The sequence below is a fragment of the Streptococcus infantis genome, from assembly GCF_001579645.1.
Taxonomy (GTDB): domain Bacteria; phylum Bacillota; class Bacilli; order Lactobacillales; family Streptococcaceae; genus Streptococcus; species Streptococcus infantis_E.
The window spans coordinates 21,526-38,381 of record NZ_KQ970819.1 but is presented as its reverse complement, the minus strand read 5'-3'; the positions used below and the strand labels follow the sequence as shown (position 1 = coordinate 38,381).

10 protein-coding genes and 1 other annotated feature (1 of these 11 running past the window's edge) are annotated in these 16,856 nt (G+C 40.6%); of the genes, 1 reads left to right on the top strand and 9 read right to left on the bottom strand.

Annotation, left to right across the window (positions count from 1 at the left end):
* Positions 1 to 60: a sequence feature (ribosomal protein L20 leader region), on the bottom strand; it reaches 71 nt to the left of the window's first position.
* Positions 61 to 147: 87 nt separating this feature from the next.
* The 7 genes from pgdA to SINDD18_RS04425 form a co-directional block, all read right to left on the bottom strand.
* The gene (pgdA, locus tag SINDD18_RS04455; protein ID WP_061863255.1) at positions 148 to 1,539 is read right to left on the bottom strand and encodes a peptidoglycan-N-acetylglucosamine deacetylase PgdA; all 1,392 of its coding nucleotides are present in this window, start codon (positions 1,537 to 1,539) and stop codon (positions 148 to 150) included.
* Between the two features lie 262 nt (positions 1,540 to 1,801).
* Positions 1,802 to 3,529, bottom strand: a complete 1,728-nt coding sequence (gene ezrA, locus SINDD18_RS04450) for a septation ring formation regulator EzrA (protein WP_061863254.1) — start codon at positions 3,527 to 3,529, stop codon at positions 1,802 to 1,804.
* A gap of 81 nt (positions 3,530 to 3,610) precedes the next feature.
* Complete coding sequence (gyrB, locus tag SINDD18_RS04445; RefSeq protein WP_061863253.1) at positions 3,611 to 5,557, bottom strand: DNA topoisomerase (ATP-hydrolyzing) subunit B; 1,947 nt, start codon at positions 5,555 to 5,557, stop codon at positions 3,611 to 3,613.
* 14 nt (positions 5,558 to 5,571) lie between these two features.
* Positions 5,572 to 6,135, bottom strand: coding sequence for an HAD family hydrolase (locus tag SINDD18_RS04440; protein ID WP_049531027.1), 564 nt, complete (start codon positions 6,133 to 6,135; stop codon positions 5,572 to 5,574).
* 105 nt (positions 6,136 to 6,240) lie between these two features.
* Positions 6,241 to 6,792: a DJ-1 family glyoxalase III gene (locus SINDD18_RS04435; protein ID WP_061863252.1), complete on the bottom strand. Its 552-nt coding sequence runs from the start codon at positions 6,790 to 6,792 to the stop codon at positions 6,241 to 6,243.
* Between the two features lie 10 nt (positions 6,793 to 6,802).
* On the bottom strand, positions 6,803 to 8,026 hold the full coding sequence (locus SINDD18_RS04430; protein WP_061863251.1) for an FtsW/RodA/SpoVE family cell cycle protein: 1,224 nt from the start codon (positions 8,024 to 8,026) through the stop codon (positions 6,803 to 6,805).
* 32 nt (positions 8,027 to 8,058) lie between these two features.
* Positions 8,059 to 10,512 (bottom strand): bifunctional DnaQ family exonuclease/ATP-dependent helicase, encoded by a 2,454-nt coding sequence (locus SINDD18_RS04425; protein ID WP_193750826.1) that lies wholly within the window; start codon positions 10,510 to 10,512, stop codon positions 8,059 to 8,061.
* A 118-nt stretch (positions 10,513 to 10,630) separates the two neighbouring features.
* On the opposite strand from SINDD18_RS04425, the gene SINDD18_RS04420 reads away from it, so the two are divergent.
* On the top strand, positions 10,631 to 10,816 hold the full coding sequence (locus SINDD18_RS04420) for a hypothetical protein (RefSeq protein ID WP_061863250.1): 186 nt from the start codon (positions 10,631 to 10,633) through the stop codon (positions 10,814 to 10,816).
* A gap of 23 nt (positions 10,817 to 10,839) precedes the next feature.
* On the opposite strand, the gene SINDD18_RS04415 is transcribed toward SINDD18_RS04420, so the two are convergent.
* Positions 10,840 to 11,688, bottom strand: coding sequence for an NAD(P)H-hydrate dehydratase (locus SINDD18_RS04415; RefSeq protein WP_061863249.1), 849 nt, complete (start codon positions 11,686 to 11,688; stop codon positions 10,840 to 10,842).
* Positions 11,689 to 11,817: 129 nt separating this feature from the next.
* On the bottom strand, positions 11,818 to 16,856 hold a 5,039-nt coding region (locus SINDD18_RS04410), incomplete at its 5' end, for an SIALI-17 repeat-containing surface protein (RefSeq protein ID WP_241497339.1).

Here is a 16,856-nt window from a genome sequence, read left to right as displayed (position 1 = left end):
TCCGTAGGGGCCAGACAACGTTAGTCGCAAGGCGAGAAGTTCTCACTTCTGCTTTTCTCAACTTTTATATGATATCAAGTTTTCCCCTACTTGTCAAGATTAAAACTATCTTTTTTTAATTTTTTTAAATATTTGCCTACTGTGAACTTACTGGTTACGAGAATAGTAAATCTCATGTGGCTTCAAACGAGTGTTGAGTAGATCTGATACAGTCACAAAACTATAACCTTGTTCCTGTAGATACTCAATTACTTTTGGTAGTGAATTAACAGATGTTTGATGGATATCATGCATCAAAATGATAGAGCCATTGCTTACCTGACGCTGAATTTCTGTCAAAATCGCAGCTTCATTTTTACTCTTCCAATCCAAACTATCCACATCCCACATGATAAAGCTTAAATCAAGGCTATTACGAATATCATCTGAGATTGCTCCGTATGGTGGACGCATCAATTTAGAGCTTTTCCCAAGAACTTTTGTAATAGCATCTTCGGTATCTGTAAGCTGTTTCTTAGCGTCTTCCAATGACAGTTTTGTTAAAACCGGGTGATTCCAACTATGGTTTCCAACTTCATGACCTTCAGACTGCATACGTTTAAGAATCGACTCATTACCTGCAATATTCTTTCCTTGTACAAAGAAGGTTGCTTTGATCTTGTACTTGGCTAGAATATCTAAAGCTTGTGGAGTTGTATTTCCATCCGGTCCATCATCAAAGGTAAGAGCTACTACTTTTTTATTTTTCTCAGCCTGAGCCTTCTTATAAAGTTCTGCATCCTTTTCAGTTAGATAGGACGATTGGATAACATCAAAGAAGTCTGAAATAGGCAAAGCTATTTCTTCTCCATTATTGGTTGCTTTGATTGGATAAAGAACCAATTGACTATCTTTGTATGCAAACTTCCAAGATGATAAATCGCTAGCTGTAAAATCGGCTATTACTTGATCAACAAGAGTTTGTTCAATCTTTTTATCTTGGAGCGTTGACTTGATATCCTCAAGAAACTTCTCTTTAGCTTTGCTAGCATCTGTAAAGAGCTGATCTAATGTAAACAGGGTCCCATCTTCCTTAAGATAAAGCTGATCTAATGATGTATTTTCTAATTCCACAACAGTAGAATCACTCAGGTCATAGGCCTGTTTTTTTACAAGATGGCTCTCCACACCTTTGATGGAAGAAGAATCTTTTTCAGAGTAGTAAAAAATCAAATGTTCTTTATCTTCTACCTTATCCGTAATATCTTTTACAATGATATCCTGAACAGAGGTAATCACCTTGTCCCCCGTCATAGGATAGTAGGTGATGATTTCTGCCTGCCCCTTACGAAAATGATCTTTCTGACTTCCTTGTGAATAGGAATCATCTTTTTCTTTTTTCAGTGCTTCAATTTTTTGCTCAAAAGCTTGCTTCGTCAAGACTTTATAAGCAATACCAGCACCTAATGTTAAGATTGTGAAGAATAGAAGCCCCACAATAATCCACAAATTTCTTCTCTTCTTGTCGTTCGCTTTACGGTTTGTTCTTTTTTTTGTCATAGTTTTATCATATCAAATCAGACCTATAATTTCAATGATAAATAGGAAAATGTCCATTTTTTCAAAAAAGATAGGTAAAAGAAAGAGGTTGGGACAAAAGATCCCTACCTCACTTTTTATTTGCAATCAAACTTTGACGCGGTAGCTGATTGGACTTTTTGTTCGTCTTTTAGACTCCAAAAACTCCTAATCATCTTGGCGGGGCTGGGACTACGAAGTCGAGACTTTGTCTATCGATTTCAGTCCCACCGCCTTTTCTTAATTAAAATCGAATGATTTCTCTTGTTTTTTCATATGAGGAAACAAAGCGATTTGTTACCCCTGGTTCAGCAACTTCCAAAGCTTGGGAAATCTTTTCGAAAGATGCTTGATAATCAAAGGCATTTTCAAAGATTTCTAAAGATTCATGGAAGGCTTGTTGAATCCCTTCATCAAATGATCTGTAGCGGTTAGAATATTGAAGCAATTGCTCTGTCAAGGTTGCATATTGCACAATGCTGTAAGTTTCTGTTTCCAAATCTTCCATATCATGTGATGCGATTTCTAGGATACGATTAACAGACTCAATGTTGACTTGTGACTGTTCCAACTCTGCCATCAAATCCTCAGTACTATGGCTAGCAGCAAAGAACAATTTCAAGAAGTTCTGTGGGATTCCTGGAAGATTTCTCTTTTCCATGTAGCGCTTAATCGTGTGGAGGCGGTTGACGTAAACATTTGCCTTTTGACGAGCATTAACATCATCTTTTTCAATCTGTACTAAACGTTCGCTCACTGAAACTTGATCATCTTCAATTTCTTTTAATGTAGCTTGAACATTTTCTAAACGTTCTTCCAAGACAGAGTAAGCTTCTGAATATTCCTCTTGTTCTGAAGTCAAATCGCTAACTGTAAGTTCTAGGGAATCCAAATCCACTTGAAGACGACGAACATGATTTACATCACTCTCAGCCATCAAGTAGTTCTTGCTCAAACGCTCGATATCTTTCACCAAGACTTGGTTGTTGTCTTTTAAATGGTCAAGATAAGTTGGAAGTGTTGACAACAAGTTTTCAACAACTTTTTGAGAAGCAATCTCTCGTGTGAAAATATTATAGAGAGCATTGATTTCTTCTTGAATCTGATTATTTTCATATTCAGCATTGTCCAATTCCAATTTTTTAATATTTTCTTGGTTGTTCTTCAATGCTTCATACAACAACTGTAAACGTGATTCAATGTCAGTTTCTACAAAGTGATAGTTGGCATCAAGCAACTTACGATAGCCAGCCTCTAGATCTTCAAGTTGATCAGGGAGTTCAGTCGTTAGTTTAGTAACAATTGCTGGAATTCTCTCTACGATATGTGTCAAAGCGAGAATATGGTTTTCAGCATTATCTAAAATTCCTGCTGCTTCAACTGGATCTCCTGAAGAGTTTAGCGTCACAAATTGAGAAAATTCAGATTGGATGTTCTCCAATTGTTTTTCAATTTCAGGAAGTGCTTGACCATATTTCTCAGAATCTTCTGCGACTGTTTTCTGCAGGCTTTCAAATAAATCTAAAGCATGCAAGACACGACCACTATTTTTGGATTCTTGTTTTTCTAGATCTGCCAAAGCATTTCGAATGGAAGCAATATCTTCTTCGATAAGGGTAATCTGGCTTTCAATTTGATCAATTTTGTGTTGAGCCTTTAAGAAGCGAAATGAATTATTGTACCCTTCTGCTTCAAACAGATTATTCTCAATATCCGCAAATGAGTTGAGGGATAGGTCTACCCATTTTTGGTTCCACTCTCTAAATGCAATCTGACTTTGACCAATCAGATGCATATTCTTAACAGCTTCTACTTCATCGTTAACTGGAAGGTTATACAACTCTTCCTTTCTTTCTTCTAATACTGCGAGCCTCTTTTCATTGCGTTTGCGTAACAAAACTGCCACAACATATGCAATAATCAGAAGAGCCGCGATTGCAATCATAGTAATAATCAACAGATTATCAGACATATCAAACTCCTTTTTATACATGAAACAATTGTAATGATTATATCATATTTTTCAAACCATGGGAACTATTTCCCAATTTTTTTAAACGTCAAGCGTACTGTAGACAGCATTTTCTTCGATAAATTCTCGACGTGGTTCTACGCGGTCACCCATGAGCATATCAAAGATTTTATCTGCTTCTGCAGCATCATCAACTGATACACGCGCCATGAGACGATGTTCTGGGTTCATGGTTGTTTCCCAAAGTTGATGGTCATCCATTTCTCCAAGACCTTTATAACGCTGAATAGTTGGTTTTGAACGTCCTTCACTATAGCGAGCCAAGGCTTCCTGTAGACGGGTTTCTTGATCTGCTCCAGGTTGGATGTATTCTTTAATTTCACTGCCGACCTTAACACCGTAAATTGGTGGTTGAGCGATATAAACATAACCTGCTTCTAAAACGGGTTTCATATAACGATAAATCAAGGTTAACAAGAGGGTACGGATGTGGGCTCCATCAACATCGGCATCCGTCATGATAACGAGTTTTTGGTAACGGGCCTTGCTGACATCAAATTCAGCACCAAAGCCTGTTCCCATAGCTGTGAAAAGGCTACGGATTTCTTCATTGGCAAGGATTTTATCCATGCTGGCCTTTTCAACGTTGAGGATTTTACCGCGAATTGGTAAAATCGCTTGGAATTCACGGTCACGACCAGACTTTGCAGAACCTCCTGCTGAATCTCCTTCGACGATGAAAAGTTCAGTTTCAGCTGGATTGTTTGAGGAACAATCTGCTAATTTCCCTGGAAGGTTTGAAATCTCTAAACCAGATTTCTTACGAGTAACCTCACGAGCACGTTTGGCTGCGACACGCGCCTTAGCTGCCAGAATCCCTTTTTCAACGATACGCTTAGCAATCTGAGGATTTTCCATCAGGAAGTCTGAAAATGCTTCACTAAAGAGTCGGTTGGTAATCTTGACAACTTCACTATTTCCAAGTTTAGTTTTCGTTTGTCCTTCAAACTGAGGATTTGGATGCTTCACAGAGATAACAGCAGTCAATCCTTCACGGACATCCTCACCTGTTAGATTATCTTCATTGTCTTTGAGAAGTTTGTTTTTACGAGCGTAGTCGTTAATGACACGAGTTAGGGCTGTACGGAACCCTTGCTCATGGGTTCCGCCTTCATGTGTATGAATGTTATTCGCGAAACTCATGACATTTTCATGGTAACCAGTTGTGTACTGCATGGCTACTTCGACTGTGATATCATCCATTTCTCCATCAGTGTAGATTGGTTTTTCAAAAATGACATCCTTGTTTTCATTGATATACTCAACATAGCTCGCAATTCCGCCTTCGTAGTGGTAGTGTTTTGTTTGTTCAAGTCCCTCACGCTTGTCAGTGATGGAGATTTGAAGGCCACGATTCAGAAAGGCGAGTTCTTGGATACGTTTGTTTAATGTATCGAAATCAAAGGTTGTTGTTTCTGTAAAAATCTCTGGGTCTGGAGTAAAGTGTACGGTTGTACCTGTTTTATCAGTATCTCCAATCACCTCAAGGTCAGCGACAACATGTCCACGACGGTATTCTTGGTAATGGATTTTTCCATTTTTGTGAACACGAACATCCAACTGAGTTGAGAGAGCATTTACAACGGATGAACCTACACCGTGGAGTCCACCTGAAACCTTGTAACCGCCACCGCCAAATTTACCTCCAGCGTGAAGAACGGTAAAGACAGTTTCAACGGCAGGACGGCCTGTTTTCTCTTGAATATCAACAGGAATACCACGTCCATCATCAACAACCGTGATAGAGTCATCTGGCTCAATAAAGACCTGAATATGACTAGCAAATCCCGCCAAGGCCTCATCGATAGAGTTATCAACGATTTCCCAGACTAGGTGGTGTAGGCCTTCTTTTGAAGTCGACCCGATATACATTCCAGGACGCATACGAACGGCTTCCAGACCTTCCAAAACTTGAATCTGACTGGCATCATAATCCTGTGCCTGTTGGTTTTTGATTTCTTCTGTCATTTTTTCCCTTTTTCTTACATTTCTAATACTTGTCTCAATGTCACGATATTTTCAAAGAGATGCGTCGCTAAGCCAGCCGCTTGTCCAGCTTCAATATCGATAGGACGATCACCAATAACGATGCCAGAGCTTATCTTGTACTTATCTCGCAAATAGATCATAGACTCTGGATTTGGTTTTCTCTTAAAGCCAGAGCTAGCTGTTACTACTTCTGTAAAATAGTCAGCAATTCCAGTCTTTTCAAGGATTTCCAAAACTTGGTCATTGCGATGCGAAACTAAAAAGTTCCGTCCTCCCTGGTCTGAAATTTCCTCCAATAAAGCAGGTACTCCCTCAAACAAGGCAGGATGTTCAAGCTCTCGCGCTTCATTTTCCTTATATTTTTCTAAAAAATGCTCTATTGTTGGGGCAAATTGATCAATCGCAAAAGCAGTTGACACTTTCAAGGCATTGTAAACTTTATCATGTTCTTCTTCGATTCCAAATTGAGCTAATGTTTCCACAAAAGCAGCGGTCGAAGTCTCATAATTATCAAGTAAAGTTCCACCTAAATCCCAGATGTAATCGTGATATTTCATACCCTTCATTATAGCATTTTTTTATCAAAAAAGCGACGATTTCCTTCTATTTTAACAGTAAAAAACGAGAAGAATCCCCTAATTGATAGATTCCTCTCGTTTTAGTTAATCTAATCCAAACACATCACGATAGAGCATGGCTTCTCTTAAAGCATCTGCATCGCCACCAAGTTGTTCCACTAGGTTATAAGCAAAGGCAAGTGCAGTTGCTGGCCCGCGACTAGTAGTCAGCTGACCATCAACAACTACTGTTTCCTTGCGATAGTAACCATCAGCAATTTGCTCTTGGACACCATCATAGCAGGTGAATCCTTTATCCTTGAGGAGACCAGCTCGATTCAGTACAATTGGTGCAGCACAAATGGCTGCTACTTTTTTACCAACTTGCTCAAATTTTTGAAGTTCAGCAATCAATTTCTCATTATCACGCAAGTGAGCTGAACCTGGCATACCTCCTGGTAAGACAATCATGTCGTACTCAGATAAATCACCATCAAACACACGATCTGCTTGTACTTGGATGGCATGTGATCCCATCACTTGGGCTTCAAAACCAACCATATGACAAGTAATATTGGCACGACGTAATACGTCCATAACTGTTAGGGCTTCGATTTCTTCAAAGCCATCTGCTAAGATAACTGCTACTTTAGCCATGATTTACTCCTTATTTAACTTTTTTCAAAACAACTTTCTTCCGTTTAAATCTTGTCTTACCGCTCTTTTCTTCAGCTAGATGCGTTTGATAACTCATCGATAGAAGCAAACCAACACCAATTAGATTACTGATAATGGCTGATCCCCCTTGGGAAATGAACGGCAGAGGAATCCCTGTCAGTGGCAGCAGACCTGTCACCGCACCGATATTTTCAAAAATATGGAACAAGAGCATCATAATGAAGCCAGTTGAAATGTAGGTATAAAATTGATTATTGGACTTCAGAGTGATTTTTAACATTCGATAGATAAGTAGGAGATAAAGCGTAATTACGAGGACAGAGCCGATAAAACCAAAATCTTCTGCAATGACTGTAAAAATCATATCACTCTCACGAACGGGAATGAGGAGGTTGGATACATTAAATCCTTGACCAAATAAGCCTCCACTTCCAATGGCGATTTGCCCTTGCGCCTGTTGATAGGTGGTCGTTTGTGCATAATCAAAGGGATTGAGCCAAGCAAGGATACGGTTAATCTGATAGGTTGGCATCCCGATCTGATGCATGAAAGCACGCCCATCTTTTGTGATGAAAATTGCCAAAAATCCTGCAATTCCTGATACAACTGTCGCAAAAATTGGAATGATAATTTTCCAAGAAACGCCAGAGAGCAAGACAAGTCCAGCAAAGATGGCGACAAAAACCAAGGCCGTTCCTAGGTCACTCTGCAAGGCCAGTAAAACTAAGACTGGCAGTGTGAAGACAATCATCCACAGTATCAAGAGAAAGTCTAAAGGAATCGTTCGTTCTTTTTCCTTATGTTTTTGTGTGAACTGAACAATGACCCGAGCCAAGATCAAAATATAGGAAATTTTCATGAATTCGGAAGGTTGGAAAAGTGTCACTCCTCCAATTGACACCCAGTTTTTAGCCCCTGTTGCTGCCACTAAATTTGGATTGTAAAAAACCAAGGGTAAAACCATAAGGACTAGACCTAGGGCGTAGAGATAGGGAGTCGCCTGCCATAAAAATTTTGTATTAAAAAACATGACTACAAAGCTGATGATAATTCCCAAGACGATCCATGCTAGTTGCTGACCTAGAATAGGCCAAATATTTTGAGGATAGTCATGGCTGACAGCTATGTAAATAGCCACAACTCCAATCACCAGCAAACAGAATACTGGCAATATCAAACTATAATCGACCCGAGAGTCGAGAGAACGTTTCATAAAGGTCTCCTTCATTCTTTCAGATGTTTATTTTATTTTTTGTGTAAAAATTCTTGAATTTTTGAGAATACTTGCTCTTTGCCAATTTCTCTCACTCGACTAGTCTGTGACAAGGCCTTGCCAATCTGCTTTCCATATCGCTTGCTTGTCATTCGGCTATCCAAGATAAGGACAGAGGAGCGTTGCCCTAGACGACGCATGGTTCTACCAATTGCTTGTTTGAGGCGAATAATAGCCATTGGCAGTTGATAGTCGTAGAAAGGATTTTTCCCTTCAAGACGCAGTTCCTGATTCATTTTTTTCGTAAAAGGATCTTCTGGATTTTGGAAGGGCAGGCGTGTCACCACTTCAATCACTCGAGGATGAGTCGCAAAATCAACTCCCTCCCAAAAACTACCTGTCCCTAGTAAGAGTTGAGAGTCTCCTCTTTCAAATCGTTTCTTGAGTTGAACCGGATCCCCGTTCTTATATTGGGCTAAATGAGAAAGAGATAAAGAATCTGATACCTGCAACAAAAGGTCTTTTGAAGTGAATAAAACGAGCATGGGCTCTTCAAGATAAGACAAATCTTCCAGCACTTCTACAAGTGCATGAGCATAGTCTTCTTGAGAGGTTTCAGTCACCAATGGAAAATCCTTAACAACCAAAATTTCTTGATTTTCTTGAAAATTCTCATCCAGTCTGTCAAAGGCCGCATGCGGGAATCCCATTAGTTCTGGTAAAGATACTCTGCTACTAATTTCCAAAGTTGCAGAGACAGCTAAGAGTTGACAACTCTCTGGAAAGATTTCCGAAAAGAGCAGACGTTGATTGCGACTGGAAGAAATGACAACCTTCTTGCTAGACAAGTCTGAGGCTGATAGCCAAAATTCTCCATCCATGCAGAAAAATCGCTGACAGTCCTTGAAAACTTGAACTTCTAACTCTGAAAAATCCTGTTGGAGTTGTGCCATTGTTGTCGCAGGGCACATTCTTCGTTTGCCTGATAGGAACTGGTCCATCAAATGACAAAGCTCAAAGCGAATACTCTCCATCAAGCGTCTCTGAAGCGTCCCTTCTTCTCGAACTAGAGCTTGATCTAGCTGGTCTACTATGTCGTTTAAAACGAAACTCTTTTGTAAAAGACTTTCCAAAGTTAGTAAGATCTTCTGGGCCTCATCCAAAATCAAGAGACGGCCCTCTAGTAGACTGGGATCATCCTCAAGTCGGGTAACGAGATAAGCATGATTTGTCACAAGTAGCTGGCAAGAACGAGCTTTTTTCTGCCCCCGTCTCCAAAAATCCTCTAACCAAAAGAGAGAAGCTTTGGGAAGATTCCCATCATGTACCAAGTTTGGTAAAAACTGCTGGTAGCGATAAAGTTGTCCAATCTCATCTAAATCTCCAGTTTCTGTTTCGGTCAACCAAACTAGGAGTTGCATCTTAAAACGTGTGTACAAGCGATTGGACTCTTCTTCCTCTAGTGCATGATGAAAGGCATCTAGTTTTAGATAATTCTGTGGTCCTTTAAGATTATGAATCGAAAGGTGAAAGACCTCTTCCAATCTACGAGCCTCTTCTTGCATGACTTGATTTTGTAGAACTTTAGTAGGAACACTGAGAAGGATTCCTTTTTCGTTTTCTAGTGAGAAAGCGGGTAACAAATAGCCGTAGGTTTTCCCAATTCCAGTCTGAGCTTGCACAAAAGCAATTTTCTCATTCTGTAGAAAATCTTGAACCTTTTGAGAAAAACTAGCTTGTGGGGCTCTATCTTCCAAATCCAACAAGGCAATATTGGTTTGGAAATCTTTAGATAGTTTACGTGGAGAAAGGACTGGCTTCTCTTTTCTTAAGAATAAGCCTTGCACTTCTACCAAATCATGCTCAACAAGGAGAGACTGTTTCTGATAAACTTCCTCGATGACTAGGTAAGATTCATAGAGTAAGCTGTCTGATAAACTCAATAAGCGCTCCAACAATCCTTTTGGCAGTCCAAACATCTTTTGTCTCATACAAAGAAAGAGCTCTGCTGTTGCTTGGGCATCTGATAAGGCAGTATGGGCTTTTTCTAGTGAAATTCCCAACTCTTGACAGAGAATTCCCAGATTGTATTTTTCAAGTTGAGGATAAAATACCTGAGCCAATTCGACTGTATCGATACGAGGAGTGCGCAATTCATAGCCCTCAAAAAAGAGAAATTCTGCCAACAAATTGGCATCAAACTGGACATTGTGCGCAACAAAAACACCGTCCTTGACCAAGTCAAAAATTTTTCCAGCCACCTGAGAAAATTCCGGTGCCTCTGCTAGTCGCTGATCGGTCAAGCCCGTTAATTCTTTGATATGAGAATCCAAGGGTTCGTGGGGATTGACATCCGTTGCAAATTGGTCAACAATCTCGCCATTTTCAATGACCACGATTCCTACTTGGATAATTTTTGCCTTGCTTCCGGTACTGGTCGCCTCTAAATCCACGACCACGTACCGATCATTTCTAAAATTCATCATTAAAAATTATATCAAAATTTACACAATTTGACATCCATGAACTTTATTGGAAGGGTCAAGTTTCTTGCAAGTTTTTCTAAAAAATGATTGAATAGAAGTTTAGAAAAGGAGGGACATCATGAACCCATTAGATTTGTTTAATCAAGTAAAAGAGCTAATCGAGAAAAAAGATTTGGCTGCCGCAAAAACCTTTGTCGAAGAAAACAAGGACCAACTCGGTGAGTATCTTAACCAAGCACAAATTTTGATTTCAGGCTCAGAAGGAATCGGTAATCTTGTTGATAAGGTCAAAGGACTCTTCTAATCCTTAAAAGGCACCTGAAAACCTCAGGTGTCTTTTTGTATTTTCTTCATGAAGGCTGGGATATGTTGACTAATCGTGGTTGGCAGAACTACAAAATTGTCCTCAGCTAGTTCTTGGGCAATTGCTGAATGTAAATAGGTCGCTACTGTCACTCTTTCATAGAGACTTGCTTGGGGAAATTGACCTGCAAAACCGGCAATCATCCCAGCTAAGGTATCTCCCATTCCCCCAGTCGCTTGATAGGGACCTCCAACTTCCAGCTGATAAAAATCAGTTTGATCAGCTTGCCAGATTCGAGTAGCTGGACCTTTTTGAACCAAAATCGTTCCTGAAGGAAATCTCATCAAAGCCTCTCCTGTTTCCTCAGCTTCTTGGGAAGTCAATTCTAAGCCTGACAAGACTTGCCATTCCCTTTGGTGAGGCGTTAAAACAAGCTGAGCTTTAGGAAATTTCATTCCCGTCTTCGCTAAAATGGATAAGGCACCACCATCCAGTATGAGAGTCTGTTCTTGACTTAAATGACGAAAGACTGTTTGGAGTAGCTTTTCTCCACGCTTATCATCCACTAGTCCAGGTCCAACTAAGACAACATTCGCTTTCTCTAACTGTTGCTCAAGTAATCGCTCATCATCAAGGCCAAAAACCATTGCCTCCGGCAGATGGCTATGTAGAGCTGGAATATTCTCTTTATCCGTTGCTACGGTCACCAAGCCTGCGCCACTTCTAACAGCACCTAAGGCAGCCATAATAATCGCTCCCCCATAGGGATAAGTCCCTCCAATCAAGAGAAGACGACCATAGTCTCCCTTATGACTAGAACAAGGACGCTCAATGATAACTTTTTTCAGTAGAGCTTGATCAATCTTTTTCATACACTACTCCTTCATGCTTGTTCTTACTTTCATTATACACCTCACTACTCAATTAATAAAGGAGAAGACTATGCTATCTTCTCCTTCTTTTATAATGATTTGCTTTTTCAGAGCTGGGAGTTATCAACCTTACTTTTCTTTACGTTTAACAGTTAGTAGAGCTACTGATAAAACAAGACTGAGACTTGCTAGGAAGGCAGCTGTATCAGATCGACTTTCACCTGTTTCTGGAAGTCTTGCTGAATTTGCTTTTTCTGAAGCATTTTCAAGAACCTCTCCATTAACTGCTGGTTCATGAACTTGATCTACTGGTTTTACTGGTTCTTGGTTTTGTTCTTTATAGACAATCGCATAAAGTCCTAGATCTTTGGTTGTAAATTCAATCATATCACCTACAAGCGTCACCTTTTGAACCTGCAAGCCTTGATCTAAGCTCATGTGATAAACTCCTTGAACCTGACCCTTGACTGGCAATCTCACTAGAACAGCACCTTTAAGTTCAACTTCTTGGTTGTCCTTATCTAGCAATTTCACTTGATAAGCATCATAGTGCTTACCAGCTAATTCTTGTCGTAGAACCTTTTGCACTTGAAGCTTGAGATTAGCATCTAAGTCTTGAGATAGCCCTGCTACCAGAACTCCAGTTTCCTTATCAGTCAAGATTCGAACCTCTTCGGCTCGTTTAACAAGACTTGGTGCTGGCTTGTTCCCCACTGTAGCTACTGTTCCTGTATATTCTGGTAATTCATTCTTAGCGGCTTCTACTGCATTGACACCACCCTCAAATTCTGGAACTTCTACTACCGGAGCTGGCTCATCGCCTACTGTGCCGATTGCCTCTGTGTACTCTGGCAACTCATGCTTAGCGGCTTCTACTGCATTGACACCACCCTTGAATTCTGGGACTTCTACTACTGGAACTGGATCATCACCTGCTGTGCCAACTGACTCTGTGTATTCTGGCAACTCATGCTTAGCCGCTTCTACTGCATTGACACCACCTTCAAATTCTGGCACTTCTACTACCGGAGCTGGATCGTCTCCTTTACTTATTGTCGGTACAGGCTCGTCTACCACTTCTTGATAGAAGGTAGTCATTTCGTAGAACTCTGGTTCTCCACCTTCCCAAGAAACTTTTACATCGAGAATCCGTGGATTTTTTCCTGAAAGGGCAAAGGTTTGGAAACTTGATCTTACTTCACCCAAATTTTTCCATACTGATTCACCAGCATCATTCAAGGAACGAACTTGGACATTTACTTTTGCACCTTCTGGCAAGTCAGCAATCAAGCGAACATGATTGACCTTGGTTTCTTCAGATAAATGATAAACAAGCTCTCCTTTATCTTCAGTAGCTACATAGCTTGTCAATACATTACCGTCAGTCATATTTTTCTTCAGGTTATCCGCTTCTTCGCTACCAGTTCCTGTCACTGTAGGATTATTTTCAGGATTGATAAATTCACCATCATTGATCACGATTTCGCTAAATCCTACAAAACGAGCATTATAATCCGCTGTAAAGAGAACACGCATAAACTTAGCAGTTACAGGTTGATCCAGAATACCTTCGATATAACGGTTGCCTGGGTTGGCAGAATCATGCGTCCAGCCGTCGGTCAATGAATTATCACGAATTTCATTTTCCACACCATCTCCGACTGTTACAACATCCGTCCAATTCTTACCATCTTCACTGACTTGAATCTTTCCATCACGCAAATAATTACGCTGAGCATCCTGAATATAGGCACGAATCTTCTTGATGTGACGAGTTGTGCCAAGTTTCATGACAATTTCCCCGTTTTTACGTTGGTAATCAGAAAATTCTACAAAATTATTAAAGTCCCCATCAAACAGTTGACCAAGGTTGTGTACGCGACGAACATCATTAGCACCATAATATTGATGAATACCCATAGTGGTTGATAAGAGTTCAGTTGGGTCCACTTCTTTTGTATTAACGACTAATTTTCCAGTAGGAAGCGCTTGGTCCTTATCTGTCTTGTTCACGATGCGAACATAGCGCACCAAGGCGTGTTCTGGAAGTTGGTCAGCGCTCATCCATTCCACTTCATTTGCTGAATATTCCAGCGTCAATCCTGTTTCTCCTGCACCTTCAAGTGCAATTGAACTAGCTTCATGGAGGCGATCCAATTTCAAGCCAAGATAGCCATTTGCTGGAAGATGATTCCCTTGAGGTAAGGCCATTTCATAACGACCACGACTGTCCACTACTGGCGTTTCCTTCAGGCTGTCGACATTGGTGACGGTCAAATCAGTATTTGGTGTATCGACGTCAACTCTAAAGTCCGCAATTCTCCACCATTTGCTGAGAAGCTGTGTATTACGGACACGAATGTATTGGGCTGTGAAGGTTTGGCTAATATCTGAAATTCGATCCCCAGCTAAGGTCTGAAGGCTCTTCCAGTTTGTACCGTCTGTAGAATATTCGATGACACCAGCTGCTAGTTTATCACCTTCCCCTTGAACGAGGTGAACATGTTTCACTTTCTTAGCTCCACCCAAGTCCATTTGTACCCAAGCATTTTCTGGAGTCACATTTGTTTGATTGGCATGAGCCATCATAGATTCGGTGTTATCTTTGCCATCTTGCATTTGAAGCACACTGGTTCCATACTTGTAAACCAGATTTGGACTAAGGGTAATGGTTCCTTTTACCTTCTTGCTTCCAAGTTCGAGCGGTCTATTAACAGCAATTTCACGCATGGCAAGCCAAGCATTATCCTTCTTAGCAGTGGCACGCATGCGAACTGCTTGAGCCGTAATATCGAGGTCTTTAAATTCAAGTGTCCGTTCGCGACCTGTGTAGGCTGGACTTGTGAGAGCTACCCAGTCCCCTTGCTCATTTTGATACTCGACAAGGGCATTTCCAAAGGTATAATTATCAGCTGTCTTTGTTCCTGTAGCAAAACCTAGCGTATGGACCTTAATGGCTTTATTGAAACGAAGTCCTACATAATCATCTCGTTCAATAACGGTTGTCGTCTTGACAATCGCATGAGTATCCAAGTCGCCATCTGTTACTTCTGCAAGACCTCCTTCAATCCCCGCACGGTTGGTAATAAAGGTGGTCACAAGTTTATCTGGATGCAACATGGTCTGGATATGTGTTGCCAAGTATTCCTTTAAGTTATTGATAAATGGACGAATATGTTGCACCCCAAACTCTGCCCGTTCATAATGGTCTACATAGAAGAAGGAATAACTAATGGACTGATCGTAATACTTAACCCCAGCATAGTAATGTTCCCATACTTTAGCATCATTCTTTTCAGCCAGACCTTCTGTCGCTGTCAGCAAGGCTTCTAAAGCATCCATCTGGTCCACTGTATTATCTAACCAGTAGTGGATTTGGTCAATAAGCTTCTTGTCCCCTTTTTCTTTCAGAAGGAGGGCGTCAGCCTTCAAGTTTGCAAAGATACCCTTTAATTCTTTTCTCTCTGCGTCTACGTTTTGACCAGTCTTCAATTTATTATAAAAGTCTGTCAATTTAGGTGCAAGTTCAACAGATTCTTCCAATTTTGTGACATGTGGAGGACGGTTTTGGTTGCGCATATGCTTGCCAAGTTCACGAAAGGCTTTTGATACATCACTTTCCTCAAAATTTCCATTGACCACATAGTTAAAGGCCATATCATTGATTTTTTCAGCTTCTTCCACACTTCTCCATTGCTTCCAACCATACTGAGCCACATCAAAGAGGGCTACCTTTGAAGCTTCGGATTGTTGCATCGGATTTAGCATGATGCCCTGAGCCAAGGACAAATCAACATTGGGATGTAAGAATTTTTCACCACCACCTAGAATCAAGTGTTGCTTGGTATTATCATTACAAGGCCAGTTAATCCAAAAATGAATCGGACGATACTTCTTGCTACCTTCTGTCAAATTCTTCTTCAAATTTGTTAGGAAGGTTTGGTCAACTGCACCCCATACCTTACCCCCTGTTAGGGTTAAATGAACCGTTTCTGGAAGGCGTTCGTTGAGCGTACGAAGTTCATCTTCTGTCCCTTGTCCCATATACCAGGCTGGAACGAAAATCATATCTTTACGAAGGCCACTGTATTTTGTTTCTTGTTCAGTTAGCCAATTTGTCAAATCAGTCATTAACCGAACATAACTATTGTAGCCACCAACAGGCCAGGCCGCATCATCAGCTAGAACACCAAATTCACGCACACCTGCATCTAACAATTGGGTGAATTTCGCTTTGATGACATCTAAATCCTGTTTATATAATTCATCCGTGTCAAAACGCATCTTGTTATGCATAAATGGATGGATGGTCCATACATAGCGAGTCTTTGTTTCATTCCCCACACGAGCTAGATCACGAATCTCTGACATTTTTTCTTCTGGATAGAGTTCACGCCATTTGGCATTGTGATAGGGATCGTCTTTTGGCGCAAAAAAGTACTGAGTTAATTTCAAGTCACCACCATAGCGCATCAGCTCTTCACGGTTTTCTTTGGTCCAAGGATTTCCATAATAGCCTTCGATAAAGCCACGGTTCTTCACTTCTGCATAGTCTTCTACGGTCACATCTCGAAGAACTGGAACAGGACTCTCCTTCAGCATCTGTTTCAAGGTTGTTAGTCCAAAGAAGACAGCATCGGTATCTTTTCCGACGATTGAAATCTTATTGTCCTTCACGCGCAAGACATAGGCATCAATTTTATCGTATAATTCAGACGAAATATCTTGGACTTCTTTTTCTGCCAGAGGAGCTTTCCCACGCACTCCAAGGAAAATGTTGGTCGCCCCTTCTGTAGCTTTTGTACTGGTAGTGTAAGATACATTACTAGCTTGGAGAACTTCTTTGGCACGGTTACGTGTATAGATATCTAAGCCATCGCTAAAGACAAGGTTTACCTTTCCTTCTAGAGCAGTAACCCCATCGCCATAAGTTACCTTTTGAGGTCTTGGAAATACTGTATATTCCTTTTTAGCTACTTTAGATTTTGCGGCATCAATTTCTGCTTTACTTGCAGGTTTATCTGCTGTAAATGAATCAGCTTTCTCCACCGTTCCATTTACTTCACCTGGTTTCGTAGGTTCTGTTACTGCATTGATTTCAGTAGGAGCTACTTCTGTAGAAGCATTTTCTACGGTTGTACTTTTCTCCTCTACTGTAGAATTTTTAG